Below are 26329 nucleotides of genomic sequence, written 5' to 3' on the forward strand. Positions count from 1 at the left end.
CGCCAGGGTCGCGACGGCGGCTACAGTGGCGGCTGCAGGTCTGGCCGCCGTGATAATCACCGGCCTAGGTGGGCCGGCGGTGGTAGCTGTCGTCAGGCATCTCGGTCTTGTCGGGCTGGGCTTCCTTGCCACCGTTTGCGCATGGCGGGCAGTCCCGCGGTCGCGGGGCCGGGGGAGGGCCGCCTGGATCTGTTTCACGATCGGGCTTGGTGCGTGGACGATCGGCGCCTGCTTTGCGGCCTACTACCGGCTGGGAATCTACGTGGCGCCCTACCCGGCGCCGTCGAATTTCTTCTATCTGGTGCTGCCGGTGATGTTCTGCGCCGGGGTGCTGTGTCTGGCGGTCGGTGCGACCGCCTACACCTACGCACTGTTCGTGCTGGACGGCCTCATCGTGGTCGCCGCGATGCTGCAGATCTTCTGGATGACGGTGCTGCCGGACCTGTTGCAGGCGAGAGGCGAGTGGTTCGACGTCGCGGTTCTGCTGGCACACCCGATCGCGGATCTGGTGGCCCTGATGTACGCGGTCGTGGTGTTCGGGCGGGGCCGCAACGGCAATCGCACGGTTGTGGTCCTGGTGACGCTGGCCCTGGCCGCCTTCTCGCTGGCCGCGTGCGTGCACACGTACCTGACCTGGCGGCACGGCGCTTTCGGGCCGGGTATCGCCGGAGTATGGCGGGTCGTGGGCCTGGTGTTGATGATCTGGGCCGGTGTCGCCGCGGCCGAGAACCGATCCGCGCATCTGCCGCAGGTGCGCCCGCATTCCCGGTTCGCGCCGTGGGCGCCGTATGTGCCGCTGATCATCATCGGGGTCATCGGGGTCATCAGGTACTCGGAAGACCCAGAGCACCTGCGTGCCTTGACATTCGGGATCTTCCTGATGCTGGCGGTGTTGATCCGCCAGCTCGTCGTGATCCGCCAGAACCGCACGCTGATGTCGGCCGTCGAAGCGATGGTCATGCACGACCAGCTGACCGGCCTGGTCAACCGGGGACTGTTCCTGGAGGCGCTGACGCACTCGGTGTCGCGGCGGCAGACGACGGTGGTGCTGTCGATGGATCTCGACGATTTCCGGGTCGTGAACGAAGGGCTCGGTCACCCGGCCGGCGATCTGCTGTTGACCAGGGTCGCCGAACGGATCCGCGGCGTGGCCCGCCGTGGCGATATCGTCGCCAGGCTCGGCGCCGATGAGTTCGCGGTGCTGATAGAGGGGGATGTCGACGAGGCCATGGCGGTGGCGCAGCGAGTGACGGCTGCCTTCGACCAACCCTTCGACGTCGACGGCCACGAGCTGAAGGTGCGGGTCAGTGCCGGGTTGGCGGTTGCCTCGTCCGACGGCCTGGAGATGTCTGCCGAGGACCTGCTCGGGCAGGCAGATGCGGCGATGGCCGCGGCCAAGCGGGCCCGCACACCCGGCGTCCGGATCTTCTCGGCAGAGTTGCAACACACCGAGACCCCGGCGGAGGAGATCCAGCCGCCGGAGGACGTCGCCGCGAGTTTCCAACTGCTGGCCGAGTTGCGGTCATCGATCGACAACGCCGAACTGGTCCTGATGTATCAGCCGAAGATCGACCTGCGCGACGACTCGATCGCCGGGTTGGAGGCATTGTTGAGGTGGCCGCATCCCGTCCGCGGCATGCTCGGGCCCGACGAATTCCTGCCGTTGGTCCGCGAGCGGGGCCTGATGCGTGCGGTGACCGATCTGGTGCTCGCCCAAGCGCTGGACCAGGTGGCGCTGTGGCGGGACCGCGGCGTAAGTGTGCCGGTGGCGGTGAACCTGTTTGCGCCGTCGTTGTCCGATCTGACCCTGCCCGACCGCATCGTGCGGGCCCTCGGCGACCGGGTGCTGGCCGGCCCGATGCTGACGGTAGAGGTCACCGAGGACCTGTTGCTCGACGAAGTCGACCGGTCGCGGTCGGTCATCGAGGCCCTGCGCGCCAACGGGGTGCGGGTGGCCCTCGACGACTTCGGCAGTGGTTACTCCACCCTGTCCAACCTGCGTGATCTGCCGATCGACGAGATCAAACTGGACCGCGACTTCGTCACCGCGGTGAGCACCGATGCGCGCTCCGGTGCCATCGTGAAGTCGGTCATCGCACTCGCCCACGAACTGGGACTGACGACGGTCGTTGAAGGCATCGAGAACGCGGAAACCCTTGCGCTGCTTCGTGTTTACGGCTGCCGCTATGCGCAGGGCTACTACTACAGTGAACCGCTGACCGCGGCTGCCACCTTCGAGCTGCTCAGGTCGCGCCGGCGGGCACCAGACGCAGCGATATCGAATTGATGCAGTAGCGCTGGTCGGTGGGTGTCGGGTAACCCTCACCCTCGAAGACGTGGCCGAGGTGGCTGTGGCAGTTGGCGCACAACACCTCCACCCGCGTCATGCCCAGTGAGTCGTCGCGCTTGAGGATCACCGCGTCGGAATTGGCCGGGTCGAAGAATGACGGCCAGCCGCAGTGGGATTCGAACTTCTCGGTGCTGCGGAACAGCTCGGTCCCGCAGGCCCGGCATTCGTACACGCCGGCGGTCTTGGTGTCGGTGTACTCACCGGTGAACGGTCGCTCGGTGCCGGCCCGGCGCAGCACCTGGAATTCGGCGGGGTTGAGCTTCTCGCGCCACTCGTCGTCGCTCAGCTGCAATTTGGGAGCGGGTTCGGTCGTCATGATTTCACGCTAGCGCGCCGCTGCTCATCCGTCATCCAGGGTGGATCGATACCGGAATCGAGCCGGTTGTCGGCCTTGGCGTCCAGATAGCGGAAGTACAGCACGCAGAACACCACGACCAGCAGCAGTGACCAGCCGTAGGTGATCTTCATGTACTCCAGGAACCGTCCGGTGGTCGGCCAGCGCCACAACAACCAGCGGTCCATCGTCAGGAAGCCGTAGATCGCCAGCCAGGCCGGCCAACTGTGCAGCACCGAGTTGCGCAGCACCACCGTCATCAGGAACGGGAACAGCATCATCGAGTAGTAGCCCTGGGCCAGACCCAGCACCAGCCACGACGTCAGCAGCAGCACACCCGACGAGGTCAGCAGCCAGAACAGTTGGTCACGCTGACGGTAGTAGCGGTACAGCAGCCACAGGCTGACCACCGCGAGTACGACGGCGGCCACCCGCAGCGCCAGGATCAGCCAGATCGGCAGGCCGTAGTACACGCCGTTGCCCTGGATCGAGGAGTTGAAGTAGTCGCGGGTCTCCAGCAGATACGGAACGGTGTTGTGTACGAAGCCCATCGGGTCGGCCGACAGCGGCCAGGCCACCGCGTTGAACACCAGTGGGACGCCGAAGGCGGTGATCATGGTGCGCCACTGGCGGTTCAGCAGCGGTAGCAACAGCAGCGGCGCCAGCGACGGTTTCACCACCAGCGTCATGCCGATCGCGGCGCCGGCCAGCAGTTCGTTGCGGGTGCCGCCCTTGAGCAGGAACCAGAAGAACAGCACCTGGGCCAGCAGCAGGCAGCCGTTGATATTGGTGAAAACCAATGTGTTGGTGACCGATTCGGTGCAGAACATGGCCAGCAGCAGGGCCGGCAGCACGTAGGAGGTCAGCGAGAACTTGAACATCCGCACCAGCACACACGCGGCCAGGATGATGGCCACCGAGTTGAATCCAACGAACCAGAACCGGGAGGCGAACTCGGGCAGGAAACCGAACGGCGAGAGCAGCAGCGTGCCGCCGGGCGGGTACAGATAGTGCGGGTCGACGTGATTGAAGTTCTCGTTGTAGATGTCCCAGTGCCTGCGGAAGTTCGAGACAGCGCGGTACACCGGTGCGAAATCGTCGGTGATGTACCCGTTGGTGGCCAGCACGTAGCTGCGATGGATGATCGACATGATCGCCAGCGGCCACAGGACCGACCGCAGAATCGTCGTGGTGGACGGCGGTGCGGTGCGGGGGCGGAATGCGTTCAGCACACCGGCAGGCAGGAACGACACCAGCGCAATTTACACCGCGCCGGCTGTGGCCCCGTTCAGGCGGGGCAGAACGTGTCCGTCTCGGGCAGTTTGCCCTCGGCCAGGTAACCGGTCACGGGCGGCAGCGCGCAGGGGGAGTAGATGCTGGCGCCGTGGGCGATGCCCTGCCAGATGACCCGCTTGCTGTTGGAGCCGGCGTTGATGATGGTGGCCGCGACCGCGGCGACGCCCTCGTTGCCGACGACGGGGTCGTTCTGGACCCCGAGCAGCAGGGTCGGAATCTTCAGGTCCTTGGGATCCTCGGAGGCGCTGCCGCTGGGCCAGGACAGGCAGTTGACCATCCGCAGGGCGGCGACCCGGCCGAACTGTGGGTACTGCCGGTCCCAGGCGACGACGAGTTCGCGTACCCGGTCCGGTGTCGGCCGGTTCAGCGCGTCGCTGCAGCTGTTGACGAACTGTCCGTCGGTCTGTCGTTGGTCCTCGGCCGCCGCGATCAGGTCGGTCATCGCGCCGGTGTCACCGTCGCGGGCCGAGGCGATGGCGCCGCCGAGGGCGTTGGTGGCGGCCACCCGGTCACCGCGGGGGAAGGCCAGTGCGGTGGCGATCGCGTCGGCGACGGTGGCCTCGGACGCCCCGTTGGGGCCGTTACCGTCACGGGCGGCGGTCAGCAACGCCTCGACCTCACCCTTGGGGTCCGGGCTCAGCGGGCAGTTGATCGCGGTGCACTGCTGGGCGAAGGCGTCCAGCGCGGCCTGTTGGCCCTTGACCTTCTGCTCGGCGGCGGCCTCGGCGCTGATGGCCAGCGGCAGCGGCGAATCCAGCACCAGCCGCGAGACCTTGTCCGGGTGCGACCCGGCGTACGCCAGTGCCACCTGGGCGCCGTTTCCGACACCGAGCAGTGCCAGGGTCGGTACATCCCAGGTGCTGCGTAGTCTCTCGATGTCCTCGGCGGCGTGCGCGTTGTCGTAGGCCGAGTCACCGGGCGCGATCATGTCGGTGCAGGTGGTGGTGGCGGTCTGCACGATGGCGCTCAGATTGGCGACCGGATCGTCACCGGTTTCGAACTGGGTCTGGTCGATCATCTCCTGCCGGTCGAACTGATCCCGACAGTCGATGGCCTCCGACTGACCCATGCCGCGCCGGTCCACCGCGACGACCGGGTGTGCCTTGAGCACGTCGGCACCCGACCGGGACAGCCACACCGGCAGCTGCGTCGAGGACGGCAGATCGCTGCCGGTGGTGAACACCAACGGACCGGCATCGTCGGGGGTGTCCGTGGTGCTGGCCCGCACCACACCGATGAGGATGTCGCCGTTGGCGCCCTTGATGGGATCCAGGTCGGCGGTGTAGCTGGCGCATTCCAGGGTGACGCCGGGCACGGTCGGGATGGCGGCATCGCGGAAGGTCTGGGTGGTGCAGTCCGTCCAGTCCAGATCCTTGTCGGCGGCGGGCGCCTCGATCGCGGGCGGGCCCGCGGCGGCGGTCGTCGGCTCGGGCGCACCCTGCGGGCCGGCGCCCTCGTCGGTGGCGAAACGCGGATTGGCGGCCAGCAACGGGGCGCAGGAGGTCAGCAGGACGGCGACCGCTGACATTCCCAGTGCCCGAACCACATGCATGTCGACCACAGTAGCGATCGTCGGCCCGGGATCAGGCGCGGCTGTAGCGCGTGTACAGATAGCCCTCGTCGTCGGTGAGGGTGTGGCGTCGGCGCATCCGGGTCAGCACCTCGTCGTGACCCTCGGTGATGCGTTTGGACGAACCGCCCACCAGGGTCGGGGCGATGGTCAGGCACAGCTCGTCGAGCAGGCCACCGGCGATCAGCGCGCCGAGCAGGCTGGGGCCACCCTCGGTGAGCACCCGGGGCAGCCCCAACCCGGCCAGTGTCCGCAACGCGGTGGCCAGGTCGACGGCGGCGGGGTCGGCGGCCGAGCAGTCGTGCACCTGGGCCAGCGGCCCGAACTGCTGGCGGGCCTCGGCGGCCGATTCGTGGTTCGTCAGGATCAGCGGGGGGATCTCGGTCTGGGTGAAGACGGGCAACGTGTGGTCCAGCGACGCCGAGCGGGTCACGATGGCGATCGGCGGGACCTCGCCCTGACCGCGTGCGGTCCGCCGCTGCCGCTCGGCGACACCGCACTGCGCCCCCGAATATCCCTCGACCCGCACTGTGCCCGCACCGACCAGCACCACGTCGGCCAGTTCGCGCATCAGCCGGAACAACGCCCGGTCGCCGGGACCGCCGAGCACACCGGATTTACCCTCCGCGGTTGCGGCGCCGTCCAGGCTGCTCACGAAGTTGGCCCGCACCCAGCAGGAATCGAGGTCGTCGGGATAGGCGTACCGCGCGGCGAGCTCGTCATCCGCCCGGCCAACGGGCTCCAGGGTTGTGAAATCCGTCCCAGCGGCGCTATCCGGCATGGGCTTCATTGCAGCACGTCGATAGGGTGCACGACATGCAAAGCGCCGCCGACGTCGATGCTCTGGTGGATCGACACCCCAAGGTGACGCCCGAACAGCTGGTCTCGCGGCTGGTGCCGCCGCCGACGTTCGCCGATGTCAGCTTCGACACCTACCGCCCGGATCCGGCCGAGCCCTCGCAGGCCGAGGCCGTGGTCAAGGCGCGGTCGTTCTGTGAGCAGGCGCTGGTCCGGCGCGCCGGCAAGAAGAAGATGTTCGGCAAGAAAGAGGTGCTGCCCGGTGTCGGGGTCTACCTCGACGGTGGGTTCGGCGTCGGCAAGACCCACCTGCTGGCCTCGACCTATTACGCGCTGTCGGCGGCCGGTGTCGCGCCGACGGCGTTCGCGACGTTCGGTGAGCTGACCCAGCTGGCCGGGGTGTTCGGTTTCACCGAGTGCATCGACCTGCTGGGCGAGTACGTGGTCGTCTGCATCGACGAATTCGAGCTCGACGATCCGGGGAACACCACGCTGATCTCGCGGCTGCTGTCGGCGTTGGTGGAGCGTGGGGTGTCCATCGCCGCCACCTCGAACACCCTGCCCGAGCAGCTCGGTGAGGGACGGTTCGCGGCCCAGGATTTCCTGCGTGAGATCAACACGCTGTCGTCGATCTTCACCACGGTGCGGGTCGAGGGGCCCGACTACCGGCACCGCGGATTGCCGCCGGCGCCCGAGCCGCTCTCCGATGACGAGGTGCGTGCCCGCGCGGTCGGGGTGTCCGGTGCGACGCTCGACGATTTCGACGCGCTGTGCAAGCACCTGGCCACCATGCATCCGTCGCGATATCACGCGCTGATCGACGGGGTCCAGGAAGTCTTCATCACCGGGGTGCATCCGATCGACGATCAGAGCGTGGCGCTGCGCCTGGTGGCACTGACCGACCGGCTCTACGACGCGGGCGTGCCGATCCTGGCCTCGGGCGCCAAGCTGGACACCATCTTCAGCGATGAGATGGTCGCCGGTGGCTTCCGCAAGAAGTACCTGCGTGCCACCTCGCGTCTGCTCGCGCTGACGGCCGCGGCGCAGTCGAAGTAAGCGTGCGTGTCCTGGGGCAGTCCGGCCCGCCCGTCCTGCTGATCCCCGGGGCGGGTGCGCGCTGCGCGGGATTCTTCCCCGGGATGGCGGAATCGCTTGTCGCCGAACCGGGTTGCCGGGTCATCGAGCACGACATCCCGGTGTCACTTGCCGAGACGGCGGGCCATCTGCACGATCTGGTCGCCGAACTGGGGCTCGGCCCGGTCATCGTCGTCGGGCAGAGCCTGGGCGGTGCGATGGGGCTGCTGCTGGCCCGTGACCATCCCGAGGACGTCGCCGGGTTGGTGCTGCTCGACGCGACCCCCATCAACGATCCGGTGCTGTGCCGCCGGGTCGAGCGGGCGTTCCGGGGTGTCGGTGCGATTGCCCGAATCCCGTTGATCCACCGGTTCTTCAAGGCGCGGATGGTGCGGTCGGCGGCCGCCGAGGCGCGCGGTCTGCGGCCGGACAGTGCGGCGGCGCAGGCGAAGATGGCCGACGAGGCCGACCTGGTGCAGTTGGGTCGGGCGGTCACCGGTCTGGCCGGGTTGTCGGTCGGTTTCGACGCGGCGCAGCTGCCGCGGGTGCCTGCGGCCGTGGTCACCGCCGAGCGCAAACCCACCAGCGCGGCGCGGGTGGCGCATCAGGCGGTGGCCGATGCATTGGCCGAACCGCTGTTGTGCTGGCCCGGTTCGACACACTCGGTGCATCTGACGCACCCGGATGAGACGCTGGCTGCCGTGCGCGACGTGCTCAGCCGAGTCTGACGGTCATCACGTAGTCGTTCTCGATGCTGTCACCGAGCCGGAAGGTCTTGGTGCCGGTGACCTCGAATCCGGATTTGGCGTAGAACCGTTGTGCCCGCGCATTCTGCTGATTCACGCCCAGCCACACGCAGGCCGCGCCCTGTTCACCGCTGCGTCGCAGTGATTCGGCCATCAGCGCGGCCGAGACTCCACCGCCGTGCACATCGGGCAGGACATACATCTTTGACAGTTCCACGGCCGGGCGCACCGGGACGGCCCGCGCCACCTCGGGGTCGCCGGGGACACCGTGAATCAGCATGGCGTAGCCGAGGATTCGGGTCTGGTCACGGGCGACCAGGATGACCCGATCGGGGTCGGCGAGGTAGCCGGCGAAGGATTGCACCGACAGGTTGGCGGCGATGAACGCGGCCACATCGTCCGATGTCGCGGCCGGAGGGCAGGCCAGTGGAAAGGTGGTGGCCGCCACCGCGGCGAGTTCGTCGAGATCGGCTGATTCGGCGGTGCGGATCAAGGCAGCGGGCTACCGGGCTGCCAGATGTTCCACTGCGCCAGATGGGTGCCGGTCTGCGGGTTGATCATGACCACGTTGGTGACCAGGGCGCGGTAGACGTCCCAGTAGACACCGCCGTGCACGGTGGCTCCGGGCGGCGCGTTGAGCAGTGCCTTCTCCAGAGCGTCGGGCGCGTCGGTGTGCTTGGACGCGTAGGCATCGGCGTACGGGGTGACCCCGCTGTAGGTGGTGGCGATCGACAGTTTGTACGGGTTGGGTGCCGAGATGACGTTCACGGTGACATCGGCTCGCCACGGGCTGCCCTGGGCGCGCCAGCGGGGTGAGCCGTTCCAGCCCCAACCGGGCGGGACGGGCACGGGCAGCACTTCGTGCACGGTCACGTCGGCGACAAAATCGTCGAACTGGACCCGCAGCGTCTCACCGAGGTTGCCGATCGGGGTCTGAGCGGCGGTGGCCGGCGGTGCGACACCGACGGCCGCCATCGTCAGCATGGCGACCAGGACCGACAACAAACGCGACATACGAACCCTCCCTTTGCTGCCTCGCATGATGGCACATGCGCGGCAGCGGCTCGGAGGTTTAGGACACCCAGGGTCCGTGTCCGCCGATGGAGTCGATGCGGATGCGGGTCAGGAAACCTTCGGGTGCGTCCTTGGGTGGGAAGTACTCGTCGGAGCCCAGCAGGGCGGTGGCCAGCTTCTTGAGCAGCTCGGGCGCGCCACCGTCGACGATGCGGGCGGTGCCGGTGACCGTCAGGTACTCACGCTGCTGACCGGGCTTAGGGGCCGCCAGGACGGTGGCGATGACGCGGCCGTCGCGGCGGACGTTGCGCACCTTGCGGTACTGGTCGGACAGATGCGCGGCGACCAGTTCGTCACCGTCGGGGCCGGCCTGTAGTGCCACCCACACCACCGAGGCCTGCGGGCTGCCGTCGGCATTGATGGTGACCAGGGTGGCGTCGGCGCCGTCGCCGATGAGGGCACGGGCGGCTTCGTTGAGTTCCATGCGCAGTTCTACGGTGCGGGGTCCATTTTCATTCCCGTGAGCGAGGCGAGCAGTTCGACGAGTGTGCTGACGGTGCGGTCCTTGTCGACGCCGAGGCGGTGCAGCGGGCCGGTACCGTCCTCGGCCTCCAGCAGCGCCAGCAGCAGGTGCTCGGTCCCGATGTAGTTGTGGCCCAACCGAAGTGCCTCACGGAAGGTGAGTTCAAGGACTTTCTTGGCGGGGCCGTTGAACGGCACCAGGTCCAGCTGTTGGCCGGTCGCCGGGGGCAGGGTGATCGCGGAGCGGATCTGTTCGGGTTCCACACCCTGGGATTTCAGGATCGCGATCGCCAGCGATTCGGTGTCGACCAACAGTCCCAAGGTCAGATGCGCGGGGGTGATCTCGGTGTTCTGCGCGTCGCGGGCGGCGGTCTGGCTGAACACGACGGCGGCCCGCGCACGTGGGGTGAAGCGTGCGAAGCCGTCGTTCGGGTCGATGGTGTCGCTCTTGGGGACGAACCGTTTCTGGGCGGCCTGTTTGGTGACGCCCATGCTGGTGCCGATCTCGGTCCACGACGCGCCGGAGCGACGGGCCTGGTCGACGAAATGGCCGACGAGGTGGTCGGCGACCTCGCCGAGGTGTTCGGCGGCCAGCACCGCGTCGGAGAGTTGTTCCAATGCGTCGGTGTGGACGGATTTGATCGTGCGGATCAGTTCGTCGAGGCTGACAGACTCGGTCATGCGTCAACCATAAGTTGACGCATGACGATCGTCAACCTTCAGTTGACTGTGGGTATCCGCGGCGCACGGTGCGGTCGAGGATGCCCAGCGTGGCGCGCAGGGCGGTCTCCGGGATGACCGGGAAGATCCCGGCCTTTCGCCACTTGTCGGCGATGGCCGACCAGTCGTAGAACGAGGTCACCAGGGTGCCGCCGTCGGTGGGTTCCAGCCGGTAGCCGTAGATGTGGCCGATCTCCGGTTTGATCTGGCCCAGGATCGTCCACGCGACCAGCCGGTCCTGCTCGTACTCGACGATGTCGACGGTCACGTCGTACTTGCCGATCGGCAAGTCGTTGAGTGCCTCACGATCCATGTGCACCACAAAGCGGTCACCCACCTGTCGGGCCGGTTCGCCGGTGGCGTCCTGCAGCATGCCGGACGCGTCGATGGCCACATGTCCCTGCGGGTCGATGAGTACGGCGAAGATATCGGCGGCGGGTGCGGCGATGGTGCGCTGCACTTCCATGCGGTCGGTCACGTGATCTCCTCAGAATGGCTTGCGCGCGATCAGATACCCCTGCGGCGTCGATTCAACACCGTCCTCATCGGGCTCACGGACCAGTTTCGCGAAAACCGGCAGCCCGGCCTCGGCGAGCAGGGTGGCGACGGCATCGGGGCGGCGGCGGTGAAACGTCAGGTCGACGGCGACGCCGAATGCCTCACGCAGGCGTCGGGGTTGCTCACCCACCTGGAAGGCCAGCAGCACCATTCCACCGGGTGCGAGCACCCGGTGGAACTCGGTGAACACGTCGGGCAGCTGTGCGTCGGGTATGTGGATCGCCGAGTACCAGGCACATACGCCCCGCATGGCGCCGTCGCCCAGCGGGAGTGCGGTCATCGACCCGACGGCGAAATCGATTCCCGGGTTGAGTCGGCGCGCCTGTTCGATCATGTTGGGCGACAGGTCGATTCCGAAGATGTCGAGGCCGGCGGCGTGCAGGATCGCGGTCGTCGCGCCGGTGCCGCAGCCGATATCGACGACCGGTCCGACCTTCACCAGCCCGGCAAATGCCGACAGCACCGCCAGGTCCACCGGCTTGTCGACCAGATGGTCGTGGAAACGCTGCGCGTAGGCATGTGCCGTCCGGTCATATCCGTCGCGGGTCCGGGCCAGGAAATCGGTTTCGACCATCACCGCCCAGGCTACTGTCGAGGACATGCGGATAGCCGTTATGAGCATCGGAATCGTCCTCGCCGCGTTCGGCACCCTGTTCGCCCTTCAGGGATTCGGCGCCGTCGGTGGGAGCCCCATGAGCAACACGACCACCTGGTCGGTGCTCGGGCCGATCATCGCGCTGATCGGGATCGGGATCGCCGGCTATGCGTGGCGGCTCAAGCCCTGAGCGATCCCACTTTCTGTCCCACATTCAGGGGATAGGCGGGCCATTTCGGTCGGCGTAACCTTCGCCCATGAATGGGGCAATGGTGGCCGCGCTGGTCGTGGTCGTTGCGGTGGTTCTGGTTGCTGCACTTGCGGTGTGGCGGCGTGCGCGCCGGTTGCGCTCCGAAGCGCCGGCGGACTGGTACCGGCGGGAGATGCGGGCCGGGCGGCCCAAACAGCGGGCACGCGGCTTGTGGGCGTCCGGGGCGACTGGGTTCGTCGGAACCGATGGGCCCGGGTGGGACGGCTCCGGCAGCGACTCCGGCGGTTTCAGCAGCTGCGGCAGTGGGTGCGGTGGCGGAGGATGTGGCGGCGGGGGCGGTTGATCGGGGGCACTTTGCCGTTTCGGACCGGCCGTGTAACCTGACCGACGTGAACATCGGTGCATGCGTCGCGTATTGGCGCTTTATCCAGGCTCCGGGCGGAGCCGATAAAGCGCTGACTTAACCGCGCATCCACCCGGAGCCCAGGCAGTGACCCTCAGGTCGCTGCCTTTCGTCATTCAAGGGCGCCGGAACTCACGAAGGTGCCCCCACCAGGAAGGCACCCGAGAAATGAATCTGGCGCAGATCGCCACCGCACCCGAGACATCGGACCGGCGGATCCGCAGTTTCAGCGAGATCCCCAGCCCCCACGATGTGCTCACCGAGTTTCCGCTGGGTGCGCGCCGGGCCGAACGCGTCGCACGCGACCGCGACGAGGTCGCCGCGATCCTGGCCGGCCGTGACGACCGCCTGCTGGTCGTGGTCGGACCCTGCTCCGTGCACGACCCCGAGGCCGCCCTCGACTACGCCGGCCGGCTGGCCAAGGTGGCCGAGGAGCTCGGCGACCGGCTCAAGATCGTCATGCGGGTGTACTTCGAGAAGCCCCGCACCACGATCGGCTGGAAGGGCCTGATCAACGATCCCGGTATGGACAACACCTTCGATGTGGCCCGCGGCCTGCGCACAGCTCGTCAACTGCTGCTGGACATCATCGACATCGGGCTGCCGGTCGGGTGCGAATTCCTGGAGCCCACCAGCCCGCAGTACATCGCCGACGCCGTCGCGTGGGGTGCCATCGGCGCTCGCACCACCGAATCCCAGGTGCACCGCCAACTCGCCTCCGGGCTGTCGATGCCGGTCGGGTTCAAGAACGGTACCGACGGCAATATCCAGGTCGCCGTCGACGGTGTGAAAGCTGCTGCCGCGCAGCATGTTTTCTTCGGTATGGACGTTATGGGCCGCGGCGCCCTGGTGACCACCGAGGGCAACGAGGACTGCCATGTGATCCTGCGCGGCGGCACCGACGGCCCCAACTACGACGCTGCCGCAGTCACCGCCGTGGCCGCCAAGCTGGGGGCCGCCGGCCTGCCCGCCAGCGTCGTGATCGATTGCAGCCATGCCAATTCCGGCAAGGACCATGTCCGTCAGGCCGGGGTTGCCGCCGAGGTCGCACAGTTGGTGCGCGACGGGTTGCCGATCAGTGGCGTCATGCTGGAGAGCTTCCTGGTCGCCGGTGCGCAGGCACCCGAAGCCCGTCCGCTCACGTACGGTCAGTCGGTGACCGACAAGTGCATGGACTGGGGAACAACCGATCTCGTGCTGCGCGAACTCGCCGTAAAGTAGGTACGTGCACCTGTTGTTCACTTACGGCACGCTGCAGGATCCGGCGGTCCAGCGCGCCCTGTTCGGGCGGCTGGTCCCTGCCGAGGCTGACACCATGCCGGGCTACCGGTTGGATCATGTGACGATCACCGACCCGGTCGTGATCGAGGCCAGCGGCACCGACCACCACCGGATCCTGCGTCCGGGCAACGACGACGACGTGGTCGATGGCGCCTGCCTGCACCTCAGCGATGCCGAGTTGGCGGCCGCCGACCGATACGAGGTCGACGATTACGCCCGCGTGCAGGTGACGTTGGGTTCCGGGCGTCGCGCCTGGGTTTACGCCGCCGTCGACTGAGCAAGCCCGCCCTCGGTGCGCGTCACCGAACCCGGCCCGGGACAATTGACCGGTCAAAGTTCTCTGGATCAGGGGGTTCACGGTGCTCGCGGTGCTGGAGGCCTTCGCCGTCATCGCGATCATCGTCGTCGTCGGCATGATCGTCGGTCGTCGTGGCGTGCTCGGCGAGAACGCGCGGATGGTTCTCAACCGGGTCGCCTTCCATATCGGGGTGCCCGCACTGCTGTTGCTGTCGTTGGCGGATTCGACTCTGTCGCAGGTGTTCTCGCCGGTGCTGTTGGTGTCGGCAGTGACCACGCTGCTGGTGTTCGCGCTGGTCTTCGTCACCGCGGTGACGTTGCGGGGCAGGGACCGTGCCGATGCGACCGTCGGTGCCTGGGCGGCGTCCTGGGTGAACGCGGGAAACCTCGGTATCCCGCTGAGTGCCTACGTGCTCGGCAGCACCACCGAGGTGTCCGCGCTCATCCTGTTCCAGACGGTACTCCTGGTGCCGCTCGGCGTGGCGATCATCAACTCCGCGGGCCGGGACGGCGGCTCGGTGGTCGCGCAGATCAAGGGTCTGGTGACGAACCCGATCATTGTCGCCAGTGCCATCGGCCTGGTGCTGGCGTTGACCGGGGTGACGCTGCCGCGGGCCGTCCATCAGCCCTTGGAGCTGCTGGCCGACCTCGCCATCCCCACCGTGCTGCTCGCCTTCGGTATCGCGCTGGTCACCCAGACCGGGCGCGACGACCGCGAGAGCCGGGTCGATTTGTGGCTGGCCATCGTGTTCAAGGTGCTGATCATGCCCGCCCTGGCCTATGTCCTGGCCCGCTGGTGTTTCGGACTGTCACCGGAGCAGACCGCCATCGCCACCGTGTTGGCTGCGCTGCCGGCCGCGCAGAACCTGAACACCTACGCCTCGGTGTTCGAGCGCGGCGAGTCGCTGGCGCGCGACGCCACCCTGATCACCACGCTGGCCTCAGTGCCGGTGATCGCGGTGATCGCCTATCTGCTCGGACTCTGAGCGTCGAGCAGCTCGAGCAACTTCACCGTCGTCGTCCAGCTACGAATGGTCATCTGCTTGTATTCGGGCTGGGCGGTGATCTTGCTCATCTTGCTCTTGGTCCGTTCGGCGCCCAGTCGGGCGAAATAGACCACCCCGGTACCCGGCCATGCCTGGTCGACACCGTCGCGCAGTTCGACGAACTCCATCACCTTCTTGGCCGTCAGCGGGGCTTTGAGGAACACGGCATCCGAGTAGTACGTGTCGCGATCGGTCCCGAAACCCTTGGGCGCCTTGCTGACCACAGCTTGGAGCTGCCGGTGCGAGCGGATCACCACCAGCAGCGGAACCCTGAAGGTCTTCTCCAAGACGGCCTCGACCTCGCCCTCCAGGGTCTTGGGGTCGGCGTCGGTGTCGAACAGCACGTTGCCCGACTGGATGTAGGTGCTGACGTTGTCGTAGCCGTGATCGGTCAGCGCAGCCCGCAGATCCTTCATCGCGATGATGTTCTTGCCGCCGACGTTGATGCCGCGCAGCAGTGCGACATAGCGGGCCATCAGCCGAACTCCAGCAGGGTGTAGGCACCGCGATACTGCCTGCTCCAATTCCATTGCCAGTAGGCGGGAAAGAGCTTGCCGAACAGCAGACCGCGCCCCTTCGGGATCGGCAGGTCGTGCACGGCCCGGACGCCGGGCAGCGTCTCGGTCAGATCGGCCAGTTCGGCGGGCGACAGGCTGAACGGCATCGGCGGCACCCGATATCGTCGCGAGGACCGCATACCGTTTTTGCGGGTCAGCTTCTTCACGATCACCGGCGGCAGGTCGAAGATCATCTGACCGCCGGGAAAACGTTTGGCGCACTCGGCGATCAGGCCCATCGCCTCCTCCGGCTGCAGATACATCAGCAGCCCCTCGGCGGTGATGAACACGCCGCGCGCGGGGTCCACCCGGTCCATCCAGCTGTAATCCAGCGCCGACTGCGCGAGTGTGGTGATACGCGGCGATTCCGGCAGCAGCCGTCGGCGAAGTTCGATGACGGGTGCAAAATCGACCGTGAGCCAATTGAATTCGGCTTTTGACAGGGCGGCTTCCAGTCGCCAGAAACTGGTCTGGAAGCCCTCGGCCAGGGCCACGACGGTGGCCGACGGGTGCGCGGTCAGGTACGCAGTGGCGGCCCGGTCGATGCCGACGGCCCGCAGCGCCATCTCCTGGCCCTTGCGGCCGAATTTGGCGAAGTCGAAATCGATGGCGTCGACCATCCGGATGGCCATCGGGTCATCGATGACGGGGTCTGGGTGTCGGGCCTGATACGCGCGGGCGTTCAGCGTGAGCAGGGCGGTCTCGGAGACCCCGGTCAGACTGCTGGCGTCGACTTTGCTACTGTCCACCACATCGAAGCTACTAGCATTCGGCGCATGGCAAAGCTCGAACTGTCCCGGGAACTGTCGTTGGACGCGCAGACGGCGTGGGATCACGCGTCGAATCTGACCGAGCTGGGGGACTGGCTGGTGCTGCACGAGGGCTGGCGCTGCGATATCCCCGACGAACTGACCGTGGGCACCACACTGATCGGGGTGGCCGGCGCCAAGGGCATGCGCAACAGGGTCACCTGGACCGTGCGCAAGATGGATCCGCCCAAGCTGCTGGAGGTGACCGGCAAGGGGGTCGGCGGCACCAAGTACGGGCTGAAGATGGCGGTCGAACCGACTGCGGCGGGATGCGCGTTCGCGGTGACCATCGACCTCGGCGGACCGCCGCTGTTCGGGCCGATCGGCTCGGTCGCGGCGCGCACCGTCAAGGGCGATATCGAGCGCTCGATCGAGAAATTCGAGTCGCTGTACGGGTGAAGCCCCTAAGCTCGCGCGGGTGCGGGGGAATCTCACAGCAACATTGCTTGCGGTCCTGGGGCTTGTGCTCGGACCGCTGCCGGCCGCCGGGGCCGAGCCGCCGGTGGCGCATATCGACTTCGGGGGACTGAACCGGACCTATCAGGTCCATGTGCCGCCGGGAGCGCCCACGGGCCTGATCCTCAATCTGCACGCCGGCGGTCAGACCGGTGGGCAGCACGCGGCGCTGACCAACTTCAACCCGGTGGCCAACGCGCACGGCTACGTCGTCGTCTATCCCGACGGTGTCGACTTCAGCTGGGCCGACGGCCGCGGCGCCTCGGTGCCGGACCGCACCGGCGTCGACGATGTCGGGTTCCTGGTGGCGCTGGTCGAGCGGGTGGCGGCCGAGTTCGGGATTCCGCCGGGTCGGGTGTTCGCGACCGGTTTGTCAGCGGGCGGGTTCATGGCCAATCGGTTGGCCTGCGAGCGTGCCGATGTGTTCGCGGCCATCGCTCCGGTGGGGGCGACGCTGGGCGCCAACGTCGGGTGTCAGCCGTCGCAGCCGGTGTCGGTGCTGACCACCCACGGCACGCTGGATCCCATCGTGCCGATCGGTGGGGGCCCGATGATGGGGCGTGGCGGGCCCAGCAACATCCTGGCGGCGACGGCGCTGGTGGACAGCTGGCGTCACCTCAACGAATGTGAGCCCGACCCGCTGATCGAACCGCAACCCGGCGTCGACGCTCAGTTCGTCGAGCGGGTCAGTTATGCCTGTGCCCAGGGTTCGGCGGTCGTCTACATGCGCGTCGACGGCGGCGGGCACACCTGGCCTGGCGCTCCGGAGATCCTGCCGGCCAACCAGGTAGGTCCGGCGATCCGGTCGTTCAGTGCGTCCGAGGCCGCGGCGGTGTTCTTCGACCAGCACGGGCGGTGACTTTCCCACGCACCTCTTCGAACATATGATCGAATAGTGGGTGAGATGCAGTCCATCGGGTACGGCGGGCAACCCACCCGCGAGGTGTTCCGGCGCGTCGATCCACCGCAGACCGTCCTGATCGATCTGGCCGCACTGTTCCCGCGGCAGCCGCATTGCCGGTGGGGGCGGCCTCACCCGCAGGGTCTGCAGATGCACACCATCGTCGAGGCCGAACTGACCTGCTGGGGTCTATGTGAGCAGGGCGCGTGGTGGGGGCTGGTGACCTACCGAATCCGGTTCGGCACGCACGAGCGGCCGGTCACGCACTGGGTGCCGGCGTGGATGCTGACGCTGCGCTGATCAGCTGTGCGCCAACTGATCCCGGACTCGCCGTTCGACGAAGAGTGGGACGAACTCGCGGATGGGACTCTGCTCGAACCGGGCGAGCGCATCGTCGACGGCCGCGCTGACCTGCTCGGCGGGTATCTCGTCAAACGATGCCGTGAGGCGCTGAATCACGTGGGAGATTGCGGTCGATTCATCGGTGCCGGCCATGACAAGACTCTGCTCCGGTCGGTGTGCGGCGTCAACGTCGCGGCTGAGGATTCGGGAAGAAGTGGCGTGTTCGGTCAGATTGGCGAAGGTCGCTGAGGCGTGGGGCCTGCTTTGCCGCCCGCGTCACGAGTGTGCGGGCATACTCTACGGATGCGGGCCGATGCTCCGGACAGCGGTGACGTCAGACCGTTAGGTGTTCTTCGAGCGCTGTTGCGCGGGCACGCGGTCGAGATGGTGGTGGCGACGGCAGTCGCCGGGATCGCCGGCGCCGCGGTACTCGCGCAGCCTCTGCTCGCCGGTCACGCGGTCGACCAGGCGTCCAGTGGCGGGGTGACGTGGCAGGTGGCCACCCTGCTGGTGCTGGCTTTCGCGGTCGTGGTGCTCGCCGAGGCGGCCGACACCTACTTGTTCTACCGGTTGGGTGAGGCGGTGGTGCTCGACCATCGCCGCGCCTACGCCATCCATCTGATCGCGCTGCCGGTGGCCGAACTGGATCGTCTGCGGATGGGCGACCTGATCACGCGTGCAACCGCGGATATCTCCGAACTGCGAGAGTTGCCCCGCATGGCCGGCCGCGTCGTAGTCGGCGTGACCATGCTCGGCGTGGCCGCCGTGTTGATGATTCGAATCGACACGCTGCTGGCGGTCACGGTGCTGGCCGTCGTGGGGGTGTCCTTCTTCGGCGGAAGCCTGTTGTTGGGCAAGGCAGGTCGAGAGGCTGGTGCTCGTCAGCGCGCGATAGGCGATTACGGCGCACGGCTGGAACGGACTCTGGGTGCCATCCGGACGGTCAAGATGCACGGCGCGCGCGAGAGCCATGCCGAAGCGATCTCGGATGCCGCCGTCTCGGCCCATCGAGCAGGTATGCGGTTGGCCTGGTTAGGTGCGGTGTCCGCGCCGGCCATGCGCATGACGGCGACCGGTTCACTCATCGCGGTACTCGTCGTCGGCGCCGCCCGGGTCTCCGACGGTGTGATCTCGGTCGGCAACCTGGTGACACTCTTTCTCTTGACGCTGTTCTCGCTGGCTCCGCTGCAGGACGTGTACCGCGGACTGACGACGTTGCACACCGGGGCGGCTGCCCATGTCCGCATCGAAGAGGTGCTCTCTCGACCTGTCGAGCGCCTCGAAGCTGTTCGGCCGAGTGCATTCGGGTCCGGGTCGGTCGGTTCGGCTGCCGCGGGCGAGGTACTGCTCACGGCGCAGCGGGTCTCCTTCTCCTATGCAGATCGTCGCGTCCTCGACGATGTGTCGTTCGAGCTGCGGCGCAACCAGGTCACAGCGCTGGTCGGGCAGTCCGGCGGAGGCAAGTCCAGCCTGTTGGCGTTGCTGTGCCGGTTCTACGAGCCCGACGAGGGCGGTTTCATCCTCGACGGCAACCCGTACCCGGATTGGCCGTTGGTTGCGTTGCGACAACGAATTGCTCTGGTGGAGCAGGACAATCCGGTGCTGCACGGGTCGATTCGGGACAACCTGACAATGGGATGCCCAGAAGCATCCGACGACGACCTGCGCGACGCGTTGCGCAAGGTGGGGCTGAAGAAGTTCGTCGACAGCCTGCCCATGGGGTTGGAGGCCGGTGTGCTGGACCGTGGCCGCGCGCTCTCAGGTGGACAGCGTCAGCGGATCGCGATCGCGCGAGCGCTGCTGTCACCCGCCGATGTGATCCTGCTCGACGAACCCACCGCACATCTCGACCATGCCAATGAGTCCGCTCTGGTCGATACGCTGCTGCAACAACGTGAGCACCGCACTATTCTCGTTGCCGCACATCGGAGTTCGACCATCAAACAGGCTGATCAGATCCTGGTGCTCGAGGATGGCCGGCTGGCCACCGTCGGTACCTTCGCCGAGATGCGTCACAAGAGCTGGTAACTCTGCCTGGACAACGAGAAGCCGTGTCCGGTCACCGTATCGCGGAACGTCATCGACGACTCGCTGCTATCGCATCGAATCGTCTGGAATCGGATCGCCGTGCCGTAGGTCAAGGTGTCTGCGCCCAATCCCGTTCGGCGATATCGCACCTAGACCCATTTCGGCCGATGTTGCAGCCGACGTTGCAAATCGGGGACTGGAAACTGGTCAGTTCGTCCACCAGCCGCCCCTCGGAGCTGGCCATAGTCACCGATGTCGTGTGGTGAAGGCGCTTACGGCGGCGACGGTCACCATCTGCGTGAACAACGTGGGCCCCAGCTTCTCGGAATGCACGACCGATCCCGATTCCGTCAGTCCCGTACGGGCAGTGCCGCGACGGCGTCCGGGGTGTCGATGTGGCGCATGTAGTACCCGAAGTAGCCGTATCCGGTGTTACCGTCGGACATGTACGTGCCGACGTGCCGAAGCCAGGGGCGTCAGAAGAGTTCGTAACCTTCGCGCGACAGTGAGAACCCGTGTTTGGTGTCCCTGTCGAAACAGCGCATGGCGGTTTCGGTGCTGTCGCATTGCAGTCGGCCGGCCTGAATCGCGTCGCCATAGGGCAGGACCTCGCCGTAGCCCAACGTGGTGTCACCGGCGCACACCACCTCCGAGGTGCCGGCCGCCCACACCATCAGCCCCTGCCCAGACCCGACATTGGGATGGCAGTCGGCCGGTCGCGGCGGTGGTGCCCAATTCCGTTCGGCGATATCGCATCGGACCATGTCCACATCGATACTGCAGCCGACGTTACCGCTCGGCGACTGAAAGCCCGTCAGTTCCTCGACCAGCCACAGCTGCGAACGGACGAGCGCAACTTCCAGAGGTGGGGTGCCGTAGGCGAACGCCGCAGTCGCGGCGGTGAGAACGCCTAGGCCGACGGAAATCTTCATGGCGCGCATGGGGCGATGCCCGGCCGGTGGTGTCAGTCTCGCGCGGGCAGTGCCGCGGCCGTGTCAGGAGTGTCGACATGGCGCATGTAGTACCCGAAGTAGCCGTATCCGGTACTGCTGTCGGACATGTACGTGCCGCTGCCCTGGGTGATATCGCGGACATCACCGACATGGGACAACTGCGGAGCGGAGTACGGCGCGGTCTGGTCGGACATGGTTCCCCCTGGCTTCCTGTGAGTTGGCGTAAACATACCTGAGTGTCAATAATCCTGCAGGGCTTTGCCGTCCTTGGTTTCAGCGACATTCGCAGCCGGTGGCGCCGCCGCCGTATTCACCTCAAGAGTGCGGGCGGATTTGCGTGCTTCAGATGTCGCAGCCAGACCTCGATCTGAATGGCGGCGTAGAGCTGCGCGACCGGGCGCGCGCCGCCGACGGCGCTCAGTTCCGCGTTCCACGCCGCGGCGTCGACATTGCCGCGCTGAACCACCAGTGGTTCCTCGCGTAGGTAGGTCTGCCAGCGCGGATTGGTTGCAAAACCGTTCAGTACCGCCTCGTCGGCGATTGTCTTGGACCGTCGACGTAGCACGGCATCGGCCACTGACCCGGCGAATGCGTAGCGCTGCACCGCACGGTCGATGCGCGGGTCGGCGGCGACCTGCCACGGGGTGCCCAGCGCCAGGTCCACCAATGCCGGTGCCAGCAGCGGATGTCGGACATCGGCCGGTCCTGCAGGGATGATCTGGCGGCTGCGGGCGAACTCAGCACACCGCACGATGTTCTCCAGAATGGCTTGAGTATGCACGGATGCGGCCCGCAGCGTTGTGGTGGTTCGGGTCCTGTCCTGCAGGCGACTGTCGCTGATGTAGTCGTGGTTCAACCACGGCGCGCTCGTACCGAGGGGCTTCGGAGGTTGCAGCGTCAGTGTCGACCCTTTTCGCCATCTGCGGAGTCCGTCCACCGCGGCACGTCGCAACCAGAACCCGGCCGATCGCCGAACCTCGGAATGCGCGCTCCATCGGAGCATTTCGCGCCGCAACTGCGGCAGCCTTCCCGTTCGGAGCAGATCGGCCATGTACCAGGGCAGCACGCCGGCCAGGAACACGGCGTCGCCACCTTCGCCGGTCAGCACCGTCGAGGCGCCGACTCGGGCCAGCGTCGAGTCCTCGGCGGCACTGGACGCCCAGTTCAGGATCCGTCGGGTCGGTGCGGGTAGAAAAACCCCGAAATCGGGACCGGCGGTGAAGATTCCGTGTGTGGTCGCGTCGATCGGATGCCAGGGCGCAGGTGTGGCTTCTAGCGCCACCCGCATCCACTCGGATTCGTCACTGTCGGGTGAGCCGGGGTGGACGAAGCTGACCGCGTGTACCGGCGCATGCCGCACAGCTGTCGCCAGGACGGTCGAGGTGTCCAACCCACCCGACAGCTCGACGGCTACCCCGGCACTGTGGGGCAGAGCCCCGGCAACGGCCTCACCGACCGCGGCGCGCAACAACGCCTCGTGCTCGCGGGCGGTGCCGTCGACAACGTCCGTTCGTGGGCGCCATCCGCCGGCAATCGTCAGCCTGCCGGCGCGCCACGTGGCATGCTCACCCAATCCGAGGCGACGGATACCGCAGTACGGCGTCCGGGTGCCGAGGTGAAACCCGGTGGCGAGAAGATCCGCAACATACTCTTCATCGACATTTCGCCATGCGGAGGTCTCACACGCCAGCAGCCCGAGATCCGTGGACACCACCACCTCGGGTGCCCGGTCGGCGATGTAGACCGGGCGAAGTCCCATCCGGTCACCGATGACCACTGCGGCTTCGCCGGTCGTGATCACCGCGGCGTATTCACCTTTCACTCGCTCGACCACACCCGCACCCCAGCGCGTGTACGCCGTGGACAGGATCTCGGCCGTCGTCGCCTGTCGGTCGAGACCGAGGTCAGCGTGCACGCGTGCCGGATGGGCGAGATATCCGTGAAACCACACCGTCGACGCGCCGGTGTGCTCGCCGTCGGGCCAACCCCGCGTCCGCGACGTGTCGGCCAACACCACCAGAAAGCCCTGCTGCAACGGTGCCGGCGTGTTCATCAGCCCCGCGCGATCGTCGTGTAGCGCTGCAGTGCGGGGACATTCTCGTCGACGGCAACGCCGTTCAGCTCCACCCAGGCGTGTGCCTCGAAGGGATGTAATGCCACCCCGATCACGTGCTCGGCGGGCCATCCGGCCATTCGCAGAAACCGCGTCAACGCCAATGACCGCGGCAGACAGTCCAGCGGTGCCTCGCGGGCGGGGAACAGGCCGTCGGCGGTGCGGAAACGTTCTAGGGCGGCGTCGATGTCGACCCGTGGTGCCGACTCGTCAGCGACCGCACCGGTCCGCTTCCGGTAGGCCTGGGCGAAATCCCTTCGCAGGTCGCGCTGGGCGGCGGCCCGTTCCCGCAGTGCGCGGGACATGGTGGCCCGGTGGCGCGGCGCCATCGGCCGCGGCGGCACGGTGCGCGGTGGCGTCGGACGTAACCGCCCGGCGAGGTGTTGGGCGTCGGCGAACTCGATGAAGTCGTTCTCGATGATCGACAGGCTCACCCCGTAGCCGTCGGCGAGGCCGAGTAGGTTGCGCTGTTCGGGTTCACGGAGCAACTGTTGCCACATGGCCGCGCCGACCTCGTCGAGCATGTCGTAGGTTCCGCTCGCCAGGTCCAGCAGTACGAGCCGACGTGACAGCCCGACCCATCGCAACGCGGGGTCGCAGTAGAGCCGAGGAGGCGACACGGAGACTCCTCGCTGCTTGTCGATACTGTCCACGCGCTCAACCTATTACAGCGCACGCAGCGACGGGTCCCGGTCGGTGATGACGAACGAGGCGCCGGTCTGCGCCGGGGCGCCCGGCGCGGACACGTAGGGCAGCGTCCGGAAGTCGGCGGTGATGGCATCGGGGGTGACCCGCGCACGGAGGTACCCGCGCCGGTTGCTGAAGTACCGGATGTGTGGATTCTCCGGCAGGATCGCCTCGACATCGGCCCGGGTATCCGATCCGTCACCGCCCGAACTGATCGACGTGGTCACCAGCTCGGTCGCGATCGGCGGGCCGCCCGGGGTTTGGTGAACCGTGGCGGCCCAATGGGAGTGGATATCCCCGGTGAGGACCACGGCGTTGCGCACCGGGGAGGTGGTCAGGCCCGCGACGATGCGGTCACGGTTGGCGGTGTAGCCGTCCCAGCCGTCCGGGTTGATGCCGTGTTCGGGTCCCGGGCTCAGATCCACACCGGCGAAGAACACCTGCTGGCCCTGGATGTCCCAGCGGGTCTGAGAGGCGGCAAACCCGTCGAGCAGCCACCGTTCCTGATGGGGACCGGTCAGGGTGGCCACCGGGTTGTGACGTTCGGCGCAGGTCGCCCGGAACTCGTCACCACACGGTTGGTCGGTGCGGTACTGGCGGGTGTCGAGCATGTGGAAGCTCGCCAGCGCGCCCCAGTGCACCCGCCGGTACAACTGCATATCGCCGCCGTGCGGTGCCGAGGTCGGTCGCAACGGCATGTTCTCGTAGTAGGACTGCAGTGCGGCCGCTCGGCGCACGCCGAAGAACGGGTCGGGTTTGGCGGGGATGTCGTCGGCCCAGTTGTTGGCGATCTCGTGGTCGTCGAACACCACCAGCCAGGGTGCGGCGGCGTGCGCGGCCTGCAGGTCGGGGTCGGTCTTGTACTGCGCGTAACGCTGCCGGTAGTTGGCCAGGGTGACGGTTTCCGGGCCGACGTGATCGCGCACCCGGGTGGCGCCGCCCGCGCCGGCTGCGTACTCATAGTGGTAATCACCAAGGTGCACAACAAGGTCGGGCTGTTCCTCGGCGAGCCGGCGGTACGCGGTGAACCAACCCTGCTCGTAATGCGAGCAGGACGCCACGCACATCGTCATGGGGGTCAGGGACCCGGCGGAGGGGGCGGTGCGGGTGCGTCCGGTGGGGGACAGGTGACCCTCGGTGCGGAACCGGTAGAAGTATTCGGCGCCGGACTGCAGGCCGCGCGGCTCGACGTGCACGCTGTGCGCCGATTCGGGTACAGCGGTCACGGTGCCGCGCTGCAGCACACGGGCGAACGTGTCGTCGGCGGCGAGTTCCCATTCGACGTCGACCGGGCGCGGCGGCATGCCACCCAGACCGTCACCGGCCAAGGGATCGGGTGCCAGCCGGGTCCACAGCACCATCCCGTCGGATGTGGGTTCGCCGGAGGCCACCCCGAGGGTGAATGGGTCGGTGGGCAACGGCCGGCCGGTGAAGCCGAGGATCGGCAGTGCGCCCAGGATGACGGCGCCCTTGAGCAAGGCGCGGCGGCTGGGATGCGGCAGGGACACGGCCGATCCTCGGCAGCGCAGATGTCCGGCCGGCGACGGGCGGGCTGCCGGTGTCCAACGGTGGGTTGACGGTGTCGGATGAGATTCTGATGCGGTGGGTGGGCAGAAGGTCGTCAAGGACCGCGCGGTTCCGTACAACATCGCGCTGACGGTGCTGGCCGTCGCGACCGCCGCTGTCGCGCTGGCCACCAATCTGGTCACCGGCAACTGGCAGGTCGGGTTTCGCATCGCCACCCTGGTGGTGGCCGTCGCGGCCGCCGTGACGGGGCTGTTCAAGTTCGGCAACGAGCGCGCCTACAAGCGGCAGCAGGAGGGCGAGAAGGCCAGCCTGGAACAGGCGTTACGCGCCGAGTCCCGGCGCATGTCGCTGCTGATCAACGGAGCGATGCTCGGTACCGCGGACAAGCTGCGGCGACTCGCGGCGATGGACCAGGCCGGCAAGGACCGCGAGATCAGCGGGTTCCGGTCGTCGATCGTCAGCAAGGTGTGCGACCTGATGCAGAGCGATGCGCCGCGCGCGGCCTACTTCCGTGTGCAAGACCGGTCGGCCGGTGCGCGGGTGATGAAGTGCGGCACCTATGTGGACTCGATCAACCGGGAGGATTCGTTCACCAGCGAGTTCATCGAGGACCGTGGCGCCGATCAGGAGGTCTGGAACCTGATCGACCGCGGCGAGGTGGAGAGCAGCAACGACACCGATGTCGAGGTGCCCGCGACGTGGGATGTCAGCCGGGGCCGGATCTACAAGTCGTTCGTCTCGGTGGCCGTGCGTGCCGATACCCAGGCCTTCGGGATGCTGACGGCCAACACCTTGGAGAAGGACGGCTTTTCGGCCTCCGATATCGCGTCGATCAAGATTCTGGCCCATCTGCTGGCTGCTGCCGAGGCCACCGTGATGCCGAAGTGACGCGGGGATGTCGGCTTTGCCCGTGTTGTCGGATATCGCCGCTAAGCTGGCGGTGTGTCGAAGGAAGAGAGGACGATCATGGCGCAGGCTGTGCAGTTCCGTGACGACGACATGCGGCGTGCCTGGGATGAGGCGATCGCTGCCGAGCGGGAGGCCGACCGGCACCCGGAGCGCACCGCGGAGCGTCGGCGCCGGCTGATCCGCTGGGTCGAGGCACGCGATCCCGCCGCCTGGGTGGCGTGACGTTCAGTTC

General features: G+C 67.2%; 32 protein-coding genes. 14 read left to right on the forward strand and 18 right to left on the reverse strand.

Features of this window, described 5'->3' with window-relative positions:
- The first annotated feature begins 79 nt into the window (after positions 1–79).
- Positions 80–2287: a putative bifunctional diguanylate cyclase/phosphodiesterase gene (locus tag ACLBYA_RS16910; RefSeq protein WP_447710577.1), complete on the forward strand. Its 2208-nt coding sequence runs from the start codon at positions 80–82 to the stop codon at positions 2285–2287.
- Here the strand turns inward: ACLBYA_RS16910 and msrB are convergent.
- Genes msrB through ACLBYA_RS16930 form a run of 4 tightly spaced genes read right to left on the reverse strand, consistent with a single transcriptional unit; the run spans position 2244 to position 6331 of the window.
- Positions 2244–2666 (reverse strand): peptide-methionine (R)-S-oxide reductase MsrB, encoded by a 423-nt coding sequence (msrB, locus tag ACLBYA_RS16915; protein ID WP_447710578.1) that lies wholly within the window; start codon positions 2664–2666, stop codon positions 2244–2246. The two genes, ACLBYA_RS16910 and msrB, sit on opposite strands and share 44 nt — an antisense overlap.
- Complete coding sequence (aftC, locus tag ACLBYA_RS16920) at positions 2663–3937, reverse strand: arabinofuranan 3-O-arabinosyltransferase (RefSeq protein ID WP_447710579.1); 1275 nt, start codon at positions 3935–3937, stop codon at positions 2663–2665. Before aftC ends, msrB begins: the two co-directional genes overlap by 4 nt.
- 35 nt (positions 3938–3972) lie before the next feature.
- Entirely contained in the window at positions 3973–5532 is a 1560-nt protein-coding gene (locus ACLBYA_RS16925) for an alpha/beta hydrolase (protein WP_447710580.1), read from the reverse strand.
- Between the two features lie 31 nt (positions 5533–5563).
- Positions 5564–6331: a pyrimidine reductase family protein gene (locus ACLBYA_RS16930; RefSeq protein WP_447710581.1), complete on the reverse strand. Its 768-nt coding sequence runs from the start codon at positions 6329–6331 to the stop codon at positions 5564–5566.
- A 35-nt stretch (positions 6332–6366) separates the two neighbouring features.
- On the opposite strand from ACLBYA_RS16930, the gene zapE reads away from it, so the two are divergent.
- Both zapE and ACLBYA_RS16940 read left to right on the forward strand, forming a co-directional pair.
- Positions 6367–7404 (forward strand): cell division protein ZapE, encoded by a 1038-nt coding sequence (gene zapE / locus ACLBYA_RS16935; RefSeq protein WP_447710582.1) that lies wholly within the window; start codon positions 6367–6369, stop codon positions 7402–7404.
- Between the two features lie 2 nt (positions 7405–7406).
- A complete protein-coding gene (locus ACLBYA_RS16940; protein WP_447710583.1) occupies positions 7407–8150 on the forward strand; it encodes an alpha/beta fold hydrolase in 744 nt (247 codons plus the stop codon).
- On the opposite strand, the gene ACLBYA_RS16945 is transcribed toward ACLBYA_RS16940, so the two are convergent.
- The 6 genes from ACLBYA_RS16945 to ACLBYA_RS16970 are packed head-to-tail and all read right to left on the reverse strand — an operon-like array spanning position 8137 to position 11556.
- Positions 8137–8661: an N-acetyltransferase family protein gene (locus tag ACLBYA_RS16945; RefSeq protein WP_447710584.1), complete on the reverse strand. Its 525-nt coding sequence runs from the start codon at positions 8659–8661 to the stop codon at positions 8137–8139. The two genes, ACLBYA_RS16940 and ACLBYA_RS16945, sit on opposite strands and share 14 nt — an antisense overlap.
- Positions 8658–9182 carry a hypothetical protein gene (locus tag ACLBYA_RS16950; protein ID WP_447710585.1) on the reverse strand — a complete coding sequence of 175 codons (525 nt, stop codon included), beginning with the start codon at positions 9180–9182 and terminating at the stop codon, positions 8658–8660. The genes ACLBYA_RS16945 and ACLBYA_RS16950 overlap by 4 nt, the downstream gene beginning before the upstream one ends.
- 58 nt (positions 9183–9240) lie before the next feature.
- Complete coding sequence (locus ACLBYA_RS16955) at positions 9241–9666, reverse strand: PPOX class F420-dependent oxidoreductase (protein ID WP_447710586.1); 426 nt, start codon at positions 9664–9666, stop codon at positions 9241–9243.
- 8 nt (positions 9667–9674) lie between these two features.
- On the reverse strand, positions 9675–10385 hold the full coding sequence (locus tag ACLBYA_RS16960; RefSeq protein ID WP_447710587.1) for a Clp protease N-terminal domain-containing protein: 711 nt from the start codon (positions 10383–10385) through the stop codon (positions 9675–9677).
- A gap of 31 nt (positions 10386–10416) precedes the next feature.
- Entirely contained in the window at positions 10417–10902 is a 486-nt protein-coding gene (locus ACLBYA_RS16965) for an SRPBCC family protein (RefSeq protein ID WP_447710588.1), read from the reverse strand.
- A 9-nt stretch (positions 10903–10911) separates the two neighbouring features.
- Positions 10912–11556, reverse strand: coding sequence for a class I SAM-dependent DNA methyltransferase (locus ACLBYA_RS16970; protein ID WP_447710589.1), 645 nt, complete (start codon positions 11554–11556; stop codon positions 10912–10914).
- Positions 11557–11581: 25 nt separating this feature from the next.
- Between ACLBYA_RS16970 and ACLBYA_RS16975 the strand changes: the two genes are divergently transcribed.
- The 5 genes from ACLBYA_RS16975 to ACLBYA_RS16995 all read left to right on the forward strand — a co-directional run bounded on the left by ACLBYA_RS16975 (position 11582) and on the right by ACLBYA_RS16995 (position 14755).
- On the forward strand, positions 11582–11767 hold the full coding sequence (locus tag ACLBYA_RS16975; protein ID WP_447710590.1) for a hypothetical protein: 186 nt from the start codon (positions 11582–11584) through the stop codon (positions 11765–11767).
- Positions 11768–11834: 67 nt separating this feature from the next.
- Positions 11835–12131, forward strand: a complete 297-nt coding sequence (locus tag ACLBYA_RS16980) for a hypothetical protein (protein ID WP_447710591.1) — start codon at positions 11835–11837, stop codon at positions 12129–12131.
- A 228-nt stretch (positions 12132–12359) separates the two neighbouring features.
- Positions 12360–13412, forward strand: a complete 1053-nt coding sequence (locus tag ACLBYA_RS16985; protein WP_447710592.1) for a 3-deoxy-7-phosphoheptulonate synthase — start codon at positions 12360–12362, stop codon at positions 13410–13412.
- 4 nt (positions 13413–13416) lie between these two features.
- On the forward strand, positions 13417–13749 hold the full coding sequence (locus ACLBYA_RS16990; RefSeq protein ID WP_447710593.1) for a gamma-glutamylcyclotransferase family protein: 333 nt from the start codon (positions 13417–13419) through the stop codon (positions 13747–13749).
- An 82-nt stretch (positions 13750–13831) separates the two neighbouring features.
- Complete coding sequence (locus ACLBYA_RS16995) at positions 13832–14755, forward strand: AEC family transporter (protein ID WP_447710594.1); 924 nt, start codon at positions 13832–13834, stop codon at positions 14753–14755.
- Here ACLBYA_RS16995 and ACLBYA_RS17000 read toward each other — a convergent pair.
- Together ACLBYA_RS17000 and ACLBYA_RS17005 are read right to left on the reverse strand one after the other, a co-directional pair.
- Entirely contained in the window at positions 14737–15291 is a 555-nt protein-coding gene (locus ACLBYA_RS17000; RefSeq protein ID WP_447710595.1) for a DUF1697 domain-containing protein, read from the reverse strand. The two genes, ACLBYA_RS16995 and ACLBYA_RS17000, sit on opposite strands and share 19 nt — an antisense overlap.
- Complete coding sequence (locus ACLBYA_RS17005) at positions 15291–16121, reverse strand: class I SAM-dependent methyltransferase (protein ID WP_447710596.1); 831 nt, start codon at positions 16119–16121, stop codon at positions 15291–15293. The genes ACLBYA_RS17000 and ACLBYA_RS17005 overlap by 1 nt, the downstream gene beginning before the upstream one ends.
- A 27-nt stretch (positions 16122–16148) precedes the next feature.
- Between ACLBYA_RS17005 and ACLBYA_RS17010 the strand changes: the two genes are divergently transcribed.
- From ACLBYA_RS17010 to ACLBYA_RS17020, 3 genes are read left to right on the forward strand one after another with little or no spacing between them, the layout of a single operon-like run.
- A complete protein-coding gene (locus ACLBYA_RS17010; protein WP_447710597.1) occupies positions 16149–16580 on the forward strand; it encodes a type II toxin-antitoxin system Rv0910 family toxin in 432 nt (143 codons plus the stop codon).
- 19 nt (positions 16581–16599) lie between these two features.
- Positions 16600–17496, forward strand: coding sequence for an alpha/beta hydrolase family esterase (locus tag ACLBYA_RS17015; protein ID WP_447710598.1), 897 nt, complete (start codon positions 16600–16602; stop codon positions 17494–17496).
- A gap of 36 nt (positions 17497–17532) precedes the next feature.
- The gene (locus ACLBYA_RS17020; RefSeq protein WP_447710599.1) at positions 17533–17838 is read left to right on the forward strand and encodes a hypothetical protein; all 306 of its coding nucleotides are present in this window, start codon (positions 17533–17535) and stop codon (positions 17836–17838) included.
- Here ACLBYA_RS17020 and ACLBYA_RS17025 read toward each other — a convergent pair whose 3' ends face one another.
- Complete coding sequence (locus ACLBYA_RS17025; protein WP_447710600.1) at positions 17839–18033, reverse strand: three-helix bundle dimerization domain-containing protein; 195 nt, start codon at positions 18031–18033, stop codon at positions 17839–17841. It abuts the gene before it with no gap.
- A 150-nt stretch (positions 18034–18183) separates the two neighbouring features.
- On the opposite strand from ACLBYA_RS17025, the gene ACLBYA_RS17030 reads away from it, so the two are divergent.
- The gene (locus ACLBYA_RS17030; protein ID WP_447710601.1) at positions 18184–19908 is read left to right on the forward strand and encodes an ABC transporter ATP-binding protein; all 1725 of its coding nucleotides are present in this window, start codon (positions 18184–18186) and stop codon (positions 19906–19908) included.
- 476 nt (positions 19909–20384) lie between these two features.
- Here the strand turns inward: ACLBYA_RS17030 and ACLBYA_RS17035 are convergent, their stop codons facing one another.
- The 5 genes from ACLBYA_RS17035 to ACLBYA_RS17055 form a co-directional block, all read right to left on the reverse strand.
- Entirely contained in the window at positions 20385–20840 is a 456-nt protein-coding gene (locus ACLBYA_RS17035) for a hypothetical protein (RefSeq protein WP_447710602.1), read from the reverse strand.
- A gap of 32 nt (positions 20841–20872) precedes the next feature.
- Positions 20873–21055: a lasso RiPP family leader peptide-containing protein gene (locus tag ACLBYA_RS17040; protein ID WP_447710603.1), complete on the reverse strand. Its 183-nt coding sequence runs from the start codon at positions 21053–21055 to the stop codon at positions 20873–20875.
- 116 nt (positions 21056–21171) lie between these two features.
- Positions 21172–22914: an asparagine synthase-related protein gene (locus tag ACLBYA_RS17045; RefSeq protein ID WP_447710604.1), complete on the reverse strand. Its 1743-nt coding sequence runs from the start codon at positions 22912–22914 to the stop codon at positions 21172–21174.
- A complete protein-coding gene (locus ACLBYA_RS17050) occupies positions 22914–23594 on the reverse strand; it encodes a lasso peptide biosynthesis B2 protein (protein WP_447710605.1) in 681 nt (226 codons plus the stop codon). Before ACLBYA_RS17050 ends, ACLBYA_RS17045 begins: the two co-directional genes overlap by 1 nt.
- A 45-nt stretch (positions 23595–23639) precedes the next feature.
- Positions 23640–25169, reverse strand: coding sequence for an alkaline phosphatase D family protein (locus ACLBYA_RS17055; RefSeq protein WP_447710606.1), 1530 nt, complete (start codon positions 25167–25169; stop codon positions 23640–23642).
- A gap of 94 nt (positions 25170–25263) precedes the next feature.
- On the opposite strand from ACLBYA_RS17055, the gene ACLBYA_RS17060 reads away from it, so the two are divergent.
- Both ACLBYA_RS17060 and ACLBYA_RS17065 read left to right on the forward strand, forming a co-directional pair.
- Positions 25264–26076, forward strand: coding sequence for a hypothetical protein (locus ACLBYA_RS17060; RefSeq protein ID WP_447710607.1), 813 nt, complete (start codon positions 25264–25266; stop codon positions 26074–26076).
- 54 nt (positions 26077–26130) lie between these two features.
- A complete protein-coding gene (locus tag ACLBYA_RS17065) occupies positions 26131–26319 on the forward strand; it encodes a hypothetical protein (RefSeq protein ID WP_447710608.1) in 189 nt (62 codons plus the stop codon).
- Positions 26320–26329: the final 10 nt, after the last annotated feature.

The sequence above is a fragment of the Mycobacterium sp. C31M genome (assembly GCF_053345865.1).